At 63.2% G+C, this 14,649-nt stretch carries 15 protein-coding genes; 6 read left to right on the top strand and 9 right to left on the bottom strand.

The annotated features are described in order from the left end of the window. Positions 1 to 5: 5 nt before the first annotated feature. The 5 genes from AC54AG_RS06420 to AC54AG_RS06400 all read left to right on the top strand — a co-directional run bounded on the left by AC54AG_RS06420 (position 6) and on the right by AC54AG_RS06400 (position 7,023). On the top strand, positions 6 to 1,958 hold the full coding sequence (locus AC54AG_RS06420; protein ID WP_496629780.1) for an XrtA/PEP-CTERM system amidotransferase: 1,953 nt from the start codon (positions 6 to 8) through the stop codon (positions 1,956 to 1,958). Between the two features lie 4 nt (positions 1,959 to 1,962). Next, on the top strand, positions 1,963 to 3,180 hold the full coding sequence (locus AC54AG_RS06415; protein WP_496629779.1) for a TIGR04063 family PEP-CTERM/XrtA system glycosyltransferase: 1,218 nt from the start codon (positions 1,963 to 1,965) through the stop codon (positions 3,178 to 3,180). Next, on the top strand, positions 3,177 to 5,612 hold the full coding sequence (locus AC54AG_RS06410) for a glycosyltransferase (protein WP_496629778.1): 2,436 nt from the start codon (positions 3,177 to 3,179) through the stop codon (positions 5,610 to 5,612). The genes AC54AG_RS06415 and AC54AG_RS06410 overlap by 4 nt, the downstream gene beginning before the upstream one ends. 84 nt (positions 5,613 to 5,696) lie before the next feature. Further along, complete coding sequence (locus AC54AG_RS06405; RefSeq protein WP_331776673.1) at positions 5,697 to 6,407, top strand: HTH domain-containing protein; 711 nt, start codon at positions 5,697 to 5,699, stop codon at positions 6,405 to 6,407. A gap of 1 nt (position 6,408) precedes the next feature. Further along, positions 6,409 to 7,023, top strand: coding sequence for an RES family NAD+ phosphorylase (locus AC54AG_RS06400; RefSeq protein ID WP_496629776.1), 615 nt, complete (start codon positions 6,409 to 6,411; stop codon positions 7,021 to 7,023). Between the two features lie 149 nt (positions 7,024 to 7,172). On the opposite strand, the gene AC54AG_RS06395 is transcribed toward AC54AG_RS06400, so the two are convergent. From AC54AG_RS06395 to AC54AG_RS06370, 6 genes are all read right to left on the bottom strand, one after another. Beyond that, on the bottom strand, positions 7,173 to 7,379 hold the full coding sequence (locus AC54AG_RS06395) for a DUF805 domain-containing protein (RefSeq protein ID WP_496629775.1): 207 nt from the start codon (positions 7,377 to 7,379) through the stop codon (positions 7,173 to 7,175). Between the two features lie 341 nt (positions 7,380 to 7,720). After that, the gene (locus AC54AG_RS06390) at positions 7,721 to 8,203 is read right to left on the bottom strand and encodes a hypothetical protein (protein WP_496629774.1); all 483 of its coding nucleotides are present in this window, start codon (positions 8,201 to 8,203) and stop codon (positions 7,721 to 7,723) included. 184 nt (positions 8,204 to 8,387) lie between these two features. Beyond that, on the bottom strand, positions 8,388 to 9,128 hold the full coding sequence (locus tag AC54AG_RS06385; RefSeq protein ID WP_496629773.1) for a hypothetical protein: 741 nt from the start codon (positions 9,126 to 9,128) through the stop codon (positions 8,388 to 8,390). Positions 9,129 to 9,498: 370 nt separating this feature from the next. Further along, the gene (locus AC54AG_RS06380; protein WP_496629772.1) at positions 9,499 to 9,933 is read right to left on the bottom strand and encodes a hypothetical protein; all 435 of its coding nucleotides are present in this window, start codon (positions 9,931 to 9,933) and stop codon (positions 9,499 to 9,501) included. Positions 9,934 to 9,984: 51 nt separating this feature from the next. Then, positions 9,985 to 10,455, bottom strand: coding sequence for a MepB family protein (locus AC54AG_RS06375; protein ID WP_496629770.1), 471 nt, complete (start codon positions 10,453 to 10,455; stop codon positions 9,985 to 9,987). Beyond that, positions 10,452 to 10,685, bottom strand: coding sequence for a hypothetical protein (locus tag AC54AG_RS06370; protein ID WP_496629769.1), 234 nt, complete (start codon positions 10,683 to 10,685; stop codon positions 10,452 to 10,454). The genes AC54AG_RS06375 and AC54AG_RS06370 overlap by 4 nt, the downstream gene beginning before the upstream one ends. Positions 10,686 to 10,781: 96 nt before the next feature. Here AC54AG_RS06370 and AC54AG_RS06365 point away from each other — a divergent pair, with 96 nt between their 5' ends. Then, complete coding sequence (locus AC54AG_RS06365; protein WP_485882984.1) at positions 10,782 to 11,144, top strand: TfoX/Sxy family protein; 363 nt, start codon at positions 10,782 to 10,784, stop codon at positions 11,142 to 11,144. Here AC54AG_RS06365 and AC54AG_RS06360 read toward each other — a convergent pair. The 3 genes from AC54AG_RS06360 to AC54AG_RS06350 form a co-directional block, all read right to left on the bottom strand. Then, positions 11,133 to 12,137, bottom strand: a complete 1,005-nt coding sequence (locus AC54AG_RS06360; RefSeq protein WP_496629768.1) for a 2-hydroxyacid dehydrogenase — start codon at positions 12,135 to 12,137, stop codon at positions 11,133 to 11,135. The two genes, AC54AG_RS06365 and AC54AG_RS06360, sit on opposite strands and share 12 nt — an antisense overlap. An 87-nt stretch (positions 12,138 to 12,224) precedes the next feature. After that, complete coding sequence (locus tag AC54AG_RS06355; protein WP_496629767.1) at positions 12,225 to 13,418, bottom strand: hypothetical protein; 1,194 nt, start codon at positions 13,416 to 13,418, stop codon at positions 12,225 to 12,227. A 38-nt stretch (positions 13,419 to 13,456) separates the two neighbouring features. Continuing rightward, on the bottom strand, positions 13,457 to 14,647 hold the full coding sequence (locus tag AC54AG_RS06350; protein ID WP_496629766.1) for a hypothetical protein: 1,191 nt from the start codon (positions 14,645 to 14,647) through the stop codon (positions 13,457 to 13,459). Between the last annotated feature and the right edge of the window lie 2 nt (positions 14,648 to 14,649).

Raw genomic sequence — 14,649 nt, 5'->3', positions numbered from 1 at the left:
CTTCCATGTGCGGCATCAGCGGCATCTTTGATTTGCAGGGCCAGCGCGACATCGACGTACTGCTGCTGGCGCGCATGAACCACAGCCTGCGCCACCGGGGGCCGGACGAAGGCGGCTTGCACCGCGAACCGGGCCTCGGCCTGGCGCACCGGCGCCTGTCGGTGATCGACCTGGCCAGCGGCCAGCAGCCGCTGTTCAACGCCGACCGCAGCATCGCCATCGTCTTCAACGGCGAAATCTACAACTACCGCAACCTGATGGCGGAACTGCGCCAGTTCGGCCACCAGTTCCGCACCAGCAGCGACACGGAAGTCATCGTCCACGCCTGGGAACAATGGGGCGAACAATGCGTGCAGCGCCTGCGCGGCATGTTCGCCTTCGCCCTGTGGGACCGCCGCCGCCACCTGCTGTTCCTCGCGCGCGACCGCCTCGGTGTCAAACCGCTGTATTACGGCGAGGCGCAGGACGGCACCGTGCTGTTCGGCTCCGAACTCAAAGCCCTGCTTGCGCATCCGGCCATGCCGCGCGCGCTCGACCCGCTGGCCGTGGAAGAGTATTTCGCCTACGGTTACGTGCCCGAGCCGCGCAGCATCTTCCAGCATGCGCGCAAGCTGCCGCCCGGGCATACGCTCTCCATCCGCGCGGGCCAGCCGCTGCCGGCGCCGCAATCGTACTGGGATATTCCCTTCGCGCCGAACCCGCCCGCCAGCGAGACGCAGGCGGCCGACGAACTGCTGGCGCGCCTGCGCGAAGCCGTACGCATCCGCATGGTGGCCGAAGTACCGCTGGGGGCATTCCTGTCCGGTGGCGTCGATTCGAGCGCCGTCGTGGCGCTGATGGCCGGCGTCAGCAGCACGCCCGTCAACACCTGTTCCATCTCGTTCGGCGACCCGGCATACAACGAGGCGCACTACGCCGACCTGGTGGCGCGCCGCTACGGCACGGCGCACCATGCGCGCCAGGTCGAGCAGGACGACTTTGAATTGATCGACCTGCTGGCCAACCTGTACGACGAACCGTTCGCCGACAGTTCCGCCATGCCCACCTACCGCGTCTGCCAGCTGGCGCGCCAGCGCGTCACGGTGGCCCTGTCGGGCGACGGCGGCGATGAAAGCCTGGCCGGCTACCGGCGCTACCGCCTGCACACGCGCGAGGAAAAAGTGCGCAAGGCGATGGACCCGCTGCTGCCGGCCGGCTTGCGCCAGTCGCTGTTCGGCACCCTGGGGCGGCTGTATCCGAAGGCCGACTGGGCACCCCGCTTCCTGCGCGCCAAGACGACGTTCGAGGGCCTGGCGCGCGATACGACGGACGCATATTTTCACGGCGTCAGCCTGCTGGGCGACGCCATGCGCGCGCGCCTGTTCAGCCCAGAGCTGCGGCGCAGCCTGCAAGGCTACCGCGCCGTGGAAGTGCTGCGCCGCCACGCGCTGGCCAGCCCTGCGCAAGACCCGCTGTCGCAGGTGCAGTACCTGGACCTGAAAACCTATCTGCCCGGCGACATCCTCACGAAAGTCGACCGGGCCAGCATGGCGCATGCGCTGGAAGTGCGTTCGCCCCTGCTCGACCATGAACTGGTGGCGTGGATGTCGGGCTTGCCGCCGCAGTTCAAGCTGCGGCGCGGCGAAGGCAAATACCTGCTGAAAAAAGCCCTGCGCCCGCTGCTGCCCGATACCCTGCTGTACCGCCAGAAGATGGGCTTTTCCGTGCCGCTGGCCGACTGGCTGCGCGGCCCGCTGCGCCAGCGCCTGCAACAGCGTCTGCTGGGCCCCACCCTGGCGCAGTGCGGCCTGTTCGACATGGATTACGTGCGCCTGCTGCTCGATCAGCATGCGAGCGGGCGGCGCGACTACAGCGCGCCGTTATGGTCGCTGCTGATGTTCGAAGCGTTTTTGCGCCAGGTGCTGCCCGTCGATGGCCGCCACGTGCCGGTGCCAGCGCCGGCCATGGCCATGGACTGAAGCCATGCGCATCCTGCACATCCTCGACCACTCGCTGCCCCTGCACAGCGGCTATACCTTCCGCACCCTGGCCATTCTGCGGCAGCAGCGCGCGCTGGGCTGGCACACGACGCAGCTCACCAGTGCCAAGCAGGGGCCGTCCGATGGCGCGCAGCAGCTGGTCGACGGCTGGCATTTCTACCGCACGGCGCCTGATGCCCGCTGGTGGGCGCGCCTGCCCGTGCTGCGGCAAGTGGCCGTCATCATCGGCCTGGCCATGCGCCTGCGCCGGCTGGCGCAACGCCTCAAACCGGATATCCTGCACGCCCATTCGCCCGCGCTGAACGCCATCGCCGCCCTCAACGCGGGGCGCGCGCTGGGCATCCCCGTCGTGTATGAAGTGCGCGCCTTCTGGGAAGACGCGGCCGCCGACCATGGCAGCAGCCGGCCCGGCGGCCTGCGCTACCGGCTCACGCGCGCGCTGGAAACCTATGCGCTGCGCCGCGCCGACGCCGTCACCACCATCTGCGACGGCTTGCGGCGCGAGCTGTGCGCGCGCGGCGTGCCTGCGCATAAAATCACCGTGATTCCGAATGCCGTCGATGCGGGCGATTTCAATGTCTCTGATAATCCAGCACTGGCCCACACGCTGGGTTTGGATGGTCATCCTGTCATCGGCTTCATCGGCTCGTTCTATGCCTACGAGGGACTGGCCCTGCTGCTGCGCGCCATGCCGCGCCTGCTGGCGGCGCAGCCGGCATTGCGGCTGCTGCTGGCCGGCGGCGGTCCGCAGGATGCCCAGCTGCGGGCGCTGGCGGCGCAACTGGGCATAGCCGACGCCGTGGTCTTCGCGGGCAGAGTGCCGCACGCGCAGGTGGCCGCCTATTATCAGCTGGTCGACATCTGCGTGTATCCGCGCCTGCCGATGCGCCTGACGGAGCTGGTGACGCCCTTGAAACCGTTAGAGGCGATGGCGCAGGGCCGTCTCGTGGTGGCGTCCGACGTGGGCGGCCACCGCGAACTGGTCGACCATGGCAAGACGGGCATGCTGTTTCGCGCCGGCGACACCGAGGCGCTGGCGCAGGCCATACTGGCTTTGCTGCTCGCGCCCGCCAGCTGGCCGGCGCTGCGGCAGCAGGCGCGCGCGTTTGTCGAGACGGAGCGCAGCTGGGGCGCCAGCGTGGGCCGCTATGCGCCCGTGTATGCGCGCGTGGCGGCGGAAGCGGCGGGAGCGGCGCCATGATCTTCACGGGGCTGCGCATCGTGCTGGTCGGCCCGCTGCCGCCGCCGGCCGGCGGCATGGCGAATCAAACGGCGCAACTGGCGCACAAGCTGCGCGAGGACGGCGCACAAGTGCAGCTGCTGGCCGTCAACGGTCCGCATCTGCCGCCGTGGCTGGCGCGCATCCGCTACCTGCGTGCCGCGCTGCGCCTGCCCCTGCTGCTGTGGCGCTTGTGGCGCACGGCCAATACGGTCGACCTGTTCCACATCATGGCCAATTCCGGCTGGTCCTGGCATCTGCAGGCCGCGCCCGCGCTGTGGATCGCCAGCCTGAAAGGCAAGCCTGCCTTGCTCAATTACCGGGGCGGCGAAGCGGCCGTTTTTTTCGCCCGCTCGCCGCGTCTGGTAGCGTTCAGCCTGCGCCGCGCCAGTGCCATCGTCGTGCCGTCGGCCTATCTGGCCGGCGTCTTCGAACAATACGGCCATACGGCCCACATCGTGCCGAACATGGTGGACTTGCAGCGATTCAGGCCAGCCACGCGACGCACAGCAGCCGCAGATGGCCCGTGCATCCTCGTGGCGCGGCACCTGGAAAGCCTGTACGACAACGCCAGCGCCGTGCGCGCCTTCGCCATCGTGCGCGAGGCGTTTCCCGCGGCGCGCCTGGTGCTGGCCGGCGGCGGGCCCGAGCGCGCGGCGCTGGCGCGCCTGGCAAGGTCGCTCGGCGTGACCGACGCCGTGCGTTTTACCGGCCCCGTCGACAACGCCGCCATGCCGGCCCTGTACCAGGCCAGCGACATCGTCCTCAATCCCAGCCTGGCCGACAACATGCCCAATTCCGTGCTCGAAGCGCTGGCCTGCGGCGTGCCGGTCGTCAGCACCAACGTGGGCGGCATCCCTGCCCTGCTGCAAGACGGCGTGACGGCGCTGCTCGTGCCGCCCGGCGACCCTACCGCCATGGCGCACGCCATCCTGGCGCTGCTGCGCGACCCGGCGCGCACGCGGCAGCAAGTGCAGGCCGGCCTGGCGCACGCCGCCACCTTCGGCTGGCCCGACATCGCGCCCAGGCTGGCCGCCCATTACCGCCGCATCCGCGCCGCGCCGCGCCCCGGCGCCTACACGCGCCTCGTCGCCCGCTGGCTGTTTCCCCTGCATGAATGGTGCAAGGGCCACCACAGCGCGCGCCTGCTGCGCCGGATGGAACGCTCGCAGTGGTGGAGCACAGAGCAGCTGCAACAGTGGCAGCTGGCGCGCCTGCGCGCGCTGCTGCGCCACGCAGCCGATCACGTGCCCTACTACCGCGCCCTGTTCGCCCGCAGCGGTTTCGATCCCGAGCAAGTCAGGCAACTGGCCGACTTGTCCCGCTTGCCGCTGCTGAGGAAGCGCGACATCGCCGCCGCGCGCGACAGTTTCAAGTCGGCCCGCGCCGTGGGCCTGCGCCCGTTCGCCACGGGCGGCTCCAGCGGCGAGCCGCTGCAGTTTTTCCTCGGTCGGCGCAGGGTCAGCCACGACATTGCCGCCAAGTGGCGCGCCACGCGCTGGTGGGGCGTCGACATCGGCGACCGCGAAGCCGTGCTGTGGGGTTCGCCCATCGAGCTGCACGCGCAAGACCGCGTGCGCCGCATGCGCGATGCGCTGCTGCGCACCACCCTGCTGCCCGCGTTTGCCATGTCGCCCGCGCGCCTGGACGGCTATGTGCAGCAATTGCGCCGCTGGCGTCCGCGCATGCTGTTCGGCTACCCGTCGGCCCTGTGCCGCATCGCCAGCCATGCCGCAGCACGCGACCTGCCGCTCGACGGCCTGGGCGTGAAAGTGGCGTTCGTCACGGCCGAACGCCTGTACGACGAACAGCGCGCGCAGATCGCGGCCGCCTTCGCCTGCCCCGTGGCCAACGGCTACGGCGGGCGCGACGCGGGCTTCATCGCCCACGAATGCCCGGACGGCGGCATGCACATCACGGCCGAAGACGTCATCGTGGAAATCGTTGATGGCCAGGGCCGGCCGCTGCCCGCAGGCGCCACAGGCGAGATCGTCGTCACCCATCTGGCCACGCAAGACTACCCGTTCATCCGCTACGCCACGGGCGACGTGGGCGCGCTGGGCACGCAGCCGTGCACCTGCGGCCGCGGCCTGCCCCTGCTGCAGAAAATCGAAGGGCGCAGCACGGATTTCCTCACGGCGGTAGATGGCACCGTCATGCATGGCCTGGCCCTCGTCTACATCGTGCGCGAACTGCCGCAAGTGCGCAGTTTTAAAATCATCCAGGAGAGCCTGCTGCGCACGCGCGTGCTGCTCGTCTGCCTGCCACGCCTCGACGACACCACGCGTGCCACCATCGTGGCCGGTTTCCAGGCCAGGCTGGGCGCGCAGGTCGACATCGCCGTCGAGGAAGTCGACGAGATCGCGGCGGAGGCGTCGGGGAAGTACCGGTATGTGGTGAGCAAGGTGGCTTGACGCCGATACGTTACGACAAAAAGTTGTTTTGGTTGTCAATATCAGGTTCTGGAGTAGAATTTGGTATCGCAACTGGAGGGTGTCATGGCAAAGTTGGAAGTTTCAAAGCCGGAGAAAGCGAAGAGCACGCATCGAATGGCGGTACCTGACCCGAGCAAGGCCTTGGGTGATTCGATCCGGAAAATCGGGGCGAGAGGAATCGACCTTGGCGATGGCTACGTATTGGTCAAGATACGACGCACCAAGCGGGCAGCCCAGCATGCCCGCGGGGAGGAAGTGGCGTTTGTACCGCAACAGCTGCCGGGAGTGCCTGTCGTTTCCAATGCCGACCTCCAGGAGTTGATCCAGCGATACCAGCATATACAAGCAATACAAGGTGCGGCAAGCACGGTTCCGCCAGCGAACCAGGCATTCCTTGATCAGTTTGCCCATCAGGAACTGGAAAAATACGCGAGCCTTGAAAAGAAAGGCGAACTGCTCACCTCACAGACGCTGGCCGAGCAAATGGGAGTGACGCGGCAGGCGATCAGCAAGGCGGTGACGGAGCAGCGGATGTTTTCCTTGGACAGCGCAGCCGGCAAGAAACTTTACCCTGCCTTCTTCGCCGATCCCACCCTGAACCGTCGCCAGCTCGGCAAAGTGAACAAGGAACTGGGTCACCTGGCCGGTTCCAGCAAGTGGCAGTTCTTCACCCATCCACGCATGTCGCTCAACGGCATCAGCCCGATCAATGCCTTACGGAAAGGAAAATTCGCCGACGTCATTGCCGCAGCGACAGCGTTCAGGGAGACGTGATGTGGCAGCGACCCGGCTGAAGCCGCCTCCAAAAGTGCTGGCAACGAGCGCGACGCTTCCCGTCGTCGGGCTGCCAATGCCCGGTCTGTACCGCATCTCGGGCCATGCGGCTGGCGAACCCTATTTCGGCTGCAGCGGCGGGAATCGCTTTGATGCACCCGGCTGCAAGACAGGCAATCCCGAATACAGTACCTGCTATCTGGGCCCGAGCTTTGATGTCGCGCTTGCCGAGTCCCTGTTACATGATGCAGTGCCTATAAAGGGCGCCTTTCCTATCGCTAAGTCCGAAATTGATCGCCGATGGGTGCATCAATTCAGTGGCAATTTGAGATTATTTGACCTGACCGGCCATTTGCTCAAGCAGATGGGCGGTCATGCGGGATTGGCAGGTACATCAAGTTACACCTTGCCTCAACAATGGGCGCTGGCCATGTATCGCAATCCGCTCCGGGTCGATGGCTTCCTGTATATGTCTCGTCATTTCACCAACGAAAAAGCCATCGTGGTATATGACCGCGCCAAAGCCAATCTCACAGCAATGGGCAAACCTGTCCAACTTATCATGGCAACGGAAATGCCGAATGCCATGCGGCTGTTTAATATCGTTCCTGCTTGATATCGCCAAAAGTCCAGTAAAAACGAAAAAACCTGCCTGCTGTACGATAGCTCAGTTCTGTCATACGCACACTGCCAAACTGCTTCGCGCTGTAGGCACGACAATCAGTCGACATCGATCTCTCGTATGCACAGAGCCATAGCGCAATCCTACATTTCCTGCTCGTTGCGTACCTTGGCTGGCCAATCGATCAACGCAAATGCCCACAGGGCAAAAAAACCGATGACTGGAATGAATGATAGCAAACTCCACCAGCCAGAAAATCCAGCCTTGGAGACGATTTTCCAAGCTGGAAAAATAACAGTGAACATAATCAAGAGAATAATCAACCAATGCCAGATACTGAAACTGCCCATCTTTTTCTCCTAAATTATTCAAAAAATGACGACGCTGGCTGTCATAACGTTGCAAGAGTATATAGAGATTTTCCAAACGGAAACTATCCAATAATTGCAAACTGGCCCCATAGGAATTCGTATGCCTGGAACTTGACGTCCAAATAGCCTGCTTCAGCAACGGTCCCAGCCGCGGCTGATCCCCGCCGCTACAAACCACTGCCAGCGCTGCGTGGGGTGCTAGATGCTAGGATCAGGTCCGCCTTTCAGACCATGTTAGCTAAAATTGATAGGGGGCCGGATCCTCGAAGTTGCGCTCAAGGCCGCAACACGTCAACATGCCGTTTAGATAGCCAGCAGATTTACTGATCCAGTTTTTCCAGCGGAAGAGACATGAATCCGCTCTTGACGCATTGGCCAACGGCCTCGCGGGAACCCTTCGCTTCGCAGGCATCGAGAAAACTCCGGATTTGGAGCGGGATGCCGGTTTTTTGGAACGGCACATAGACTGCCTCGCCAAGGGCAGCCTGGCAGGACACTGCAACGTAACTGCCTTTGGTGTAAGGTTTATAGCCAGGAAGCTTGTCGACGAGGATAGCCCATGGAACCAGTAATTTTAACGTCGCTTCATCCGCTTTCTCCTTGAAGGTCAAGTTCAAAACAGCTACTGCTCCGGTAATACTATCCTGCCGGGATTTATTCGCATCTGTCCCTTCGGTAAAACTCTCGGCGAACAATGCCGCCCGTGCGCAAAAGAGCAAGCTGGCATTGTCCAGTGTCGCCGAGTGGGCTGCGCCAGACAGCAACAACGCCGCTAGCGGCGACAGTAAAGCAACTTTCACCATATTCCTGAAAAATCCTTTTTTAACAACTACTAAAAATCCTCGCATAGTTGCCCAAACGGCCAGCGGCGGCTCTTAGTGGTTACATCACGTGGATATCGCGGGGTTCTATTGCTATCGTGGCTGTGATATCTGATGCGCATCCGTCCATATAGTCATCGCGGATGTCACGCTGCGTTGCAGCAGTTTAGCGCTCAATTACAAAGCTGGTGAAAGTCCTCATTATTTTTCCCTGGTGCTCAAATTCTGTCGACGACATAACAATGCCCAGGTCTTCCAGATAGACCTTATAAGTTAGTCGTCCTTCAGTCATTCGATTAGAAGTCCAGCACTGCAATTTAATCGCGCGCCCCGTCAAGGCAGCGTACATCGTTTTCGCGTCAATTTGGCTAGTCGCTTCACACTGCTCATCAATGGGCGACGTCGGCTCACATTGTTCAGCAGAAATGGGAGTTAACACGTATTGCACACGCAGCTTGGAACCAACCTCCAACACAGGAGGAAGTTCCGCCTGCAACCGCGAAATAACGGATCCAGAGCACTTTTTATCGTTAGCTGGTTCGCTTACGATAACCATTCCACCAAATATTGTTGTTGTTTTAATCGAAAAATTGGCCATCGGTGTAAAGGTCGTTACCAGCAGATCGCCTTGCGTGAATATCTCCGTTTTAGCCTGTTTTTGATTCTTTTGTTTCGGATGCCCGGGAATCATAATTTCATTTTTAAAACTGTAGCTCAGCCGTTTAAAGCGAGGCACACCAAAGGTACTATTGCGCCGCGCGGCATCGAAAGCCGCCTGCACCGCATTGGACATGCCGCTGCCCTCTGTTTCCGCCGGTACTGATTGATCCGATGTAGCAAGTTCTGCCGCTTCGGGTAAAGCCGAGGCTAGCAAAGCGGAGAATAAGAATATTGCCTGAAATTTCATCTGTATAGTCGAGTTCTTGAGTAAATAATTATGTCGAAATAAGTGTCTTCTGCCGGGCCAATAGCTTATGACCGCAATAAACCAGTGTACGGGATTGTTTCTTTTAGAGCAAATATGAGCTTATGCGAAGCGTTTTAACTCGGCAGTAGGAAATCGATTAATTCAAGGAAAAAGAGGAATCATGACTGCGTGAAAATCTTCCCGGCCAGTGCTGCATCCTGGCCGCCACAAAAGCACGGCATCTGCCAGCGTTTTATGCGCCGCGCCAGGGGCCTATCGATCAGTCTGATACATCACGGCCTCCCCAGCGGCGAAACGCGGCGGCATCTCGGGAGTCGCCGCATTTCCTGATTAACGGCATCACGGAAGGCTATTCCGTTGGCGCAGCGCACGCCTTGACGGTCCTCGCGCTATAGTCAAAATTGATGCTATTCGTGCCCTGGCCACGGTACATGCTCCCGCCTTCCCCGATGGTCACCTGCGCGCCCATCTTGCACATTACGGCCGGTGCACGCTGCACCCAATCCAGCCTGCGCAAGGTGGCGATATTCCTGTCGCGCAGCGCAGCGCTCCAGCCCTCGTCCTTGAAGCGCACCGAATAATCCACGCTATGCAGCTGCACCCTGCTGATCCGGTCTATCACATTACCGCCGTTCTGCAGCACTTCCGCCAAGTCGCTCTCGATGAACAGCATGACGTCGGGGCCGCGCCTCGGCGCGTCATTGCTGCCAAGCCGGGAAACAACGAATATCGCGAACATGACAAACAGCGTCAGATAAATTTTTCCCTCAAAAAAAGACTTCATTCGCGCTTTCCCATGCTGATTAGTATGTGCACCTGCCCCTGACCGGCAACGTCAGGCGATCTCAAGCAGCCTTGCCAGCCTTTGCTGCTCCCCCGCCGCCACAAACCACTCCCCCTGCCACCGCTGCGTGCGCAGCGCCTGGCCGGATTCCGGCGCGCACCACGGCGGATATACGCGCAGCGCGCGCTTGCCGCCCTGGCCGGCGCGCGACATCACGCCCCGTTCCAGCAGCACCTTGCGCGTAAAAATGAAGAAACCGTGCTGCGCACCGTCGTCGTTGGCCACGGCGATGATGACGACGTCGACCGGGTCGGTGTCGTCCAGCGGGGCGATCTCGGCGTCGGGATGGGGGCGCTTCCAGACGGTGACGAACTGGCCGGTTTTCGTCGGGGTGGTTTTGGCCACGCGCAGGATCAGTCGCTTGCCGTCCAGTTCGGCGCGGCAGGCGCCGTAGTCCGCGCTTTCCGCTTCCGGCACGGGCGCTTGCGGCAAGCCCAGGAAGGCCCAGGGACTGGCCTTCATTGCGCGCTGAATTCGGCTGCGGCCTTGGCCGCCCACAGCGCTTCGGCGTGGCTGGCGAACGGACTGTCGTAGCCGTCGATGCTGCCATCCTCGTCGACAAAATACAGCCACCAGCCGTCGGCCTGCTCGCGGATGGCCGTGTGGCCCGGTGCGCAATGGGTGTCGACGGACTGGCCGGCCGTCAGGGTGGTGATGGTGATGCCGCGGTGAATGATATGCTGGGGTGTCATGGGGTGAAGCCGTGCAAAAAAATCAATGCCCGTAGTGTAGCCGCACCGGCCCATCCTGGCCAGTGCGCTACACTGATCGTTCACACGGAGGACGACATGGCATCACAGCAAGGCACGGTGGATTTTTTGCTCGACCAGATGGCGGGCGCGGGCAGTATCAGCGCGAAAAAAATGTTTGGCGAATATGGCCTGTATTGCGACGGCAAGATGTTTGCCATCGTCGCCGACGACCAGCTCTTCATCAAGCCGACGGATGCGGGCCGCGCCTGGATCAGCGCGCAAGGCACGCTGCAGGAAGCGCCGCCCTATCCGCAAGCCAAGCCGTACTTCCTCATCGATGGCGGGCTGTGGGACGAGCGCGACTGGCTGAGCCAGCTGGCGCGGCGCACGGCGGACGCCTTGCCGATGCCGAAACCCAAGCCGCCGCCCAAGCCCAAAAAACAGGCGTCAGCCAGCTAACACGCTGTTCTCGCATTGCTTGCCTTCACGGAAGCATTGCAGGTTGTGATACGTGATGGCGGCGATTTCGCGCAGCGCTTCGCTGGTGAAAAAGCCCTGGTGGCCCGTCACCAGCACGTTCGGGAACGTCATCAATCGCTGGAAGATGTCGTCGTCGATGATGTCGGACGAGCGGTCCTGGAAGAACAGATTGCTTTCCTGCTCGTACACATCGATGGCCAAAGAGCCCAGTTGGCGCGATTTCAATGCTTCGATGACGGCGCCCGTGTCGATCAGGCCGCCGCGCGAGGTGTTCACCAGCATGGCGCCCTTCTTCATCAGCGGCAAGGTTTCTTCGCTGATCATGTGGCGCGTGCTGTCCATCAATGGGCAATGCAGCGAGACGATGTCGGACTCGGCCAGCAGCCGCGGCAGTTCCACCATCGTGCCCAGTTGCGCGAACGCGGGCGCCGGATACGGGTCGTGGCCCAGCACCGTGCAGCCAAAACCCTTGAAAATGCGCGCCGTGGCCAGGCCGATCTTGCCCGTGCCGACGATGCCCACCGTCTTGCCGTGCAAGGTGGCGCCCAGCAAGCCATCGAGCGAGAAATTGCCTTCGCGCACACGGGCATAGGCGCGGTGCGTGTGGCGGTTCAGGGTTTGCACGAGGGCCAGGGTGTATTCGGCCACGGCTTCCGGCGAGTACGCAGGCACGCGGGCGACGAACAGGCCCAGGCGCTTGGCCGCTTCCAGGTCGAGATTGTTGTAGCCGGCGCAGCGCAGCAGGATGGCGCGCACGCCGTAGCCGTGCAGGGCTTCCAGCACAGGCGCGTCGAGCACGTCGTTGACGAAGACGCAGACGGCATCCGCGCCTTGCGCCAGAACCACGGTTTCCTGGCTCAGCAAGGCGCTGTGGTAGACCAGTTCGATGCCGGCGGAATCGGGCTGGGACGGCAAGGCTTCATCGAAGAAACGGCGGTCGTAGGGCTGGCTGGCAAAGAAGGCGATTTTCATGGGGCGTCCTGGAACTTGCTGGATGGCAAAACACCATCATAGCGCAAGCGCCCTGCCCCACGGTGTACGCCTGGCTCTCTTGGCCGCCTATTGGGGTTCGCGGGGCAAGGTCAGCACGTGGCGCAGATACGCCGTTTCCTCGGCGTGCTGCGCATGGTAGCGCTCGCGCGCAACGCGCATGGCCGCCTGGTGCGCCGCGATGCCGCTTTCCGTCAGCTCGACGCCGAAGTCCGCCGGCGGCTGCTCGGGGCCGCCGAACAGGCGCGCCAGGATGAAGCGGCCCACATTGTCGCGGTAGTGCGACGCTTCCCAGTAATAGCGCATCGCGCCCGCGCCCGTCACCTGCGGGATAGGCTCGCTGGTGACGCTGTTGAAGCCGGAAAAATCAACCAGGCGCACGTCGCAACCCAGGCGCCGGTAGCGTCCGGCCATCTGCGCCAGATCGCGCTGCCAGGCTTCCATGGCGTCCCACTTGCCGCGCCAGTACAGGGCGTCGAGCGTGAGCGCGTGCGTGGGATTGATGTACAGGCGCAGGCGCGTGCCGCCACGGCACAGCTTGCCGACGCTGGCATCGAAGGCTTGCAGCGCGGGTGCGGTCGGGCCCAGGCCGTCGCCGAATTCCTGCAGGCGCGGCTTGAACGCGCGCGCCGTGCCGACCCAGACCCGGTTGCGGCTGGTAAGGCAGGACTCGTCGCGCTGGCCGTACAGGGCCAGGCTCGACAGACAGACGCCGTCATAGGTGCCGCTGAGGATGCGCCAGCTATCCTGGGTCATGTCCACGGTCAGGCCGCGCTTGATGTTGAGCAAGGCGCGCCGCGCGAAAAACGCGGGAGCGGGATCCGTCAAGCCCGGCTCCACGCCGGCCGAGCCCAGTTCCAGCGAGAACGAGGGCGCGTCGATGCCCCACACCATGGTGTCGACATGGCTGACCGTGGCCGCGTGTTCTGCCAGGCGGATGGCCTCGCCGATCGAGGCGCCCGAGACGGCGCTGTTGAACACGCTCTTGCCGTCGAACAAGGTACGCATGCTGCTCGTAGGCAAACCCATTTCCGTGCGCGAATTGCCGATGTAGACGATGGCGGGCCGGTAGCGCGCCACCGCATACGTCTTGCTCCACACGCTGAGTTTTTCGGTCGTCGGCCGCAAGCGCTGCAGCAGCGGGCTGTCCCACTGGTGCAACAAGTAGGGATCGACGTGGTAATTGACGGCGGAAACGAGGGCCAGCGCGGCCAGCGCGCAGGCAAGGAAGATGGCGAGGTAGCGGCGGGCGGTGGTATCCATGGTCGGCATTGGAAGTAGAAAAATGGCGGCGTTTTGCATCAACGCCGGATCAGCGGCCCGTCCAGCACCCGCTCCGTATAAGCCGCTTCGCGCGCATGTTCCACCCGATAGCGGTCGCGCGCGGCGCGCGTGGCCGCATGGTGGGCGTCGACGTTGGCCTGCGTGAGCTCCACGCCGAAATCGGCTGGCGCCGGCGTGTCGCCGCCAAACAGGCGCGCCAGGATCAAACGGCCCACATTGTCCCGGTAATGCGACACTTCCCAGTAATAATGCATGTCGGGCTTGCCAGTGACGAGCGGGGTCGCTTCCGTCGTGATGCTGTTAAAGCCGGAAAAATCAACCAGGCGCACGTCGCAGCCCTGCTGGCGGTGGCGCTCGGTGATCCGCACCAGGCCGCGCTGCCAGGCCTGCATGGCATCCCACTTGCCGCGCCAGTGCAGCGCGTACAGGGTCAGCGCGTGCGTGGGGTTGATGTACATGCGCAGACGCACGCCGCTACTGCACAGCCTGCCTATGCTGGCGTCAAACGCGGGTATCGAGGGCGGCGTCGGCCCCTGGCCATCGCCAAATTCCTGCAGCCGCACGGGTATGGCGTCCTTGGTTCCCAGCCAATGCCGTATGCCTTTCAGGGTGCAGGTCTCGTCGCGCTGCCCATACCGGGCCAGGTTGGAGCGGCAGACATCGCCCGCATTGCCGGTGAGGATGCGCACGCTGTCCTCCGTCATGTCCAGGGTCAGGCCGCGCTTCAGGTTGACGAGGGCGCGCTGGGCGAAAAAGCCGTGCCGGGCGCCCGTCAGGCTGTCTTCCACCCGCGCCGCGCCCATGTCCAGGGAAAACGTGGGCGCGTCGATGCCCCACACCATGGTCTCGACGCGGCTGACCCTGGCCGCATGCTCGGCCAGGCGGATGGCGTCGCCGATCGAGGCGCCGGACACGGCGCTGTTGAAGATGCTCTTGCCGTCGAACAAGGCACGCACGCCCGTCGGCAAGCCCAGTTCCGTGCGCGAATTGCCGATGTAGATGATGGCCGGCCGGTAGCGCGCCACGGCATAGGTCTTGGCCCAGGCGCCCAGCTTTTCATTCAACTGGCGCGGGCGCTGCACCAGGGGACTGTCCCACTGGTGCAGCAAATAGGGATCGACTTGGTAGTTCAGAAACGAGATGCCGCCCAGCACCAGGAATACACAGGCGAGGAAGCAGACAAGATAGCGGCGGCCGGCGGTGTCCATGG

Source organism: Janthinobacterium sp. BCJ23 (genome assembly GCF_059617945.1).
The sequence above is the reverse complement of the archived record's forward strand: the minus strand, read 5'-3'. Positions and strand labels throughout refer to the sequence as shown.

What these genes read in the sequence shown, in the direction of transcription:
- AC54AG_RS06360 (WP_496629768.1), bottom strand. Translation starts at nt 12,137, where the DNA reads ATGAAAATCGCCTTCTTTGCCAGCCAGCCCTACGACCGCCGTTTCTTC.
- AC54AG_RS06370 (WP_496629769.1), bottom strand. Translation starts at nt 10,685, where the DNA reads ATGACACCCCAGCATATCATTCACCGCGGCATCACCATCACCACCCTG.
- AC54AG_RS06350 (WP_496629766.1), bottom strand. Translation starts at nt 14,647, where the DNA reads ATGGACACCGCCGGCCGCCGCTATCTTGTCTGCTTCCTCGCCTGTGTA.
- AC54AG_RS06415 (WP_496629779.1), top strand. Translation starts at nt 1,963, where the DNA reads ATGCGCATCCTGCACATCCTCGACCACTCGCTGCCCCTGCACAGCGGC.
- AC54AG_RS06410 (WP_496629778.1), top strand. Translation starts at nt 3,177, where the DNA reads ATGATCTTCACGGGGCTGCGCATCGTGCTGGTCGGCCCGCTGCCGCCG.
- AC54AG_RS06365 (WP_485882984.1), top strand. Translation starts at nt 10,782, where the DNA reads ATGGCATCACAGCAAGGCACGGTGGATTTTTTGCTCGACCAGATGGCG.
- AC54AG_RS06375 (WP_496629770.1), bottom strand. Translation starts at nt 10,455, where the DNA reads ATGAAGGCCAGTCCCTGGGCCTTCCTGGGCTTGCCGCAAGCGCCCGTG.
- AC54AG_RS06355 (WP_496629767.1), bottom strand. Translation starts at nt 13,418, where the DNA reads ATGGATACCACCGCCCGCCGCTACCTCGCCATCTTCCTTGCCTGCGCG.
- AC54AG_RS06420 (WP_496629780.1), top strand. Translation starts at nt 6, where the DNA reads ATGTGCGGCATCAGCGGCATCTTTGATTTGCAGGGCCAGCGCGACATC.
- AC54AG_RS06380 (WP_496629772.1), bottom strand. Translation starts at nt 9,933, where the DNA reads ATGAAGTCTTTTTTTGAGGGAAAAATTTATCTGACGCTGTTTGTCATG.
- AC54AG_RS06395 (WP_496629775.1), bottom strand. Translation starts at nt 7,379, where the DNA reads ATGGGCAGTTTCAGTATCTGGCATTGGTTGATTATTCTCTTGATTATG.
- AC54AG_RS06385 (WP_496629773.1), bottom strand. Translation starts at nt 9,128, where the DNA reads ATGAAATTTCAGGCAATATTCTTATTCTCCGCTTTGCTAGCCTCGGCT.
- AC54AG_RS06390 (WP_496629774.1), bottom strand. Translation starts at nt 8,203, where the DNA reads ATGGTGAAAGTTGCTTTACTGTCGCCGCTAGCGGCGTTGTTGCTGTCT.
- AC54AG_RS06405 (WP_331776673.1), top strand. Translation starts at nt 5,697, where the DNA reads ATGGCAAAGTTGGAAGTTTCAAAGCCGGAGAAAGCGAAGAGCACGCAT.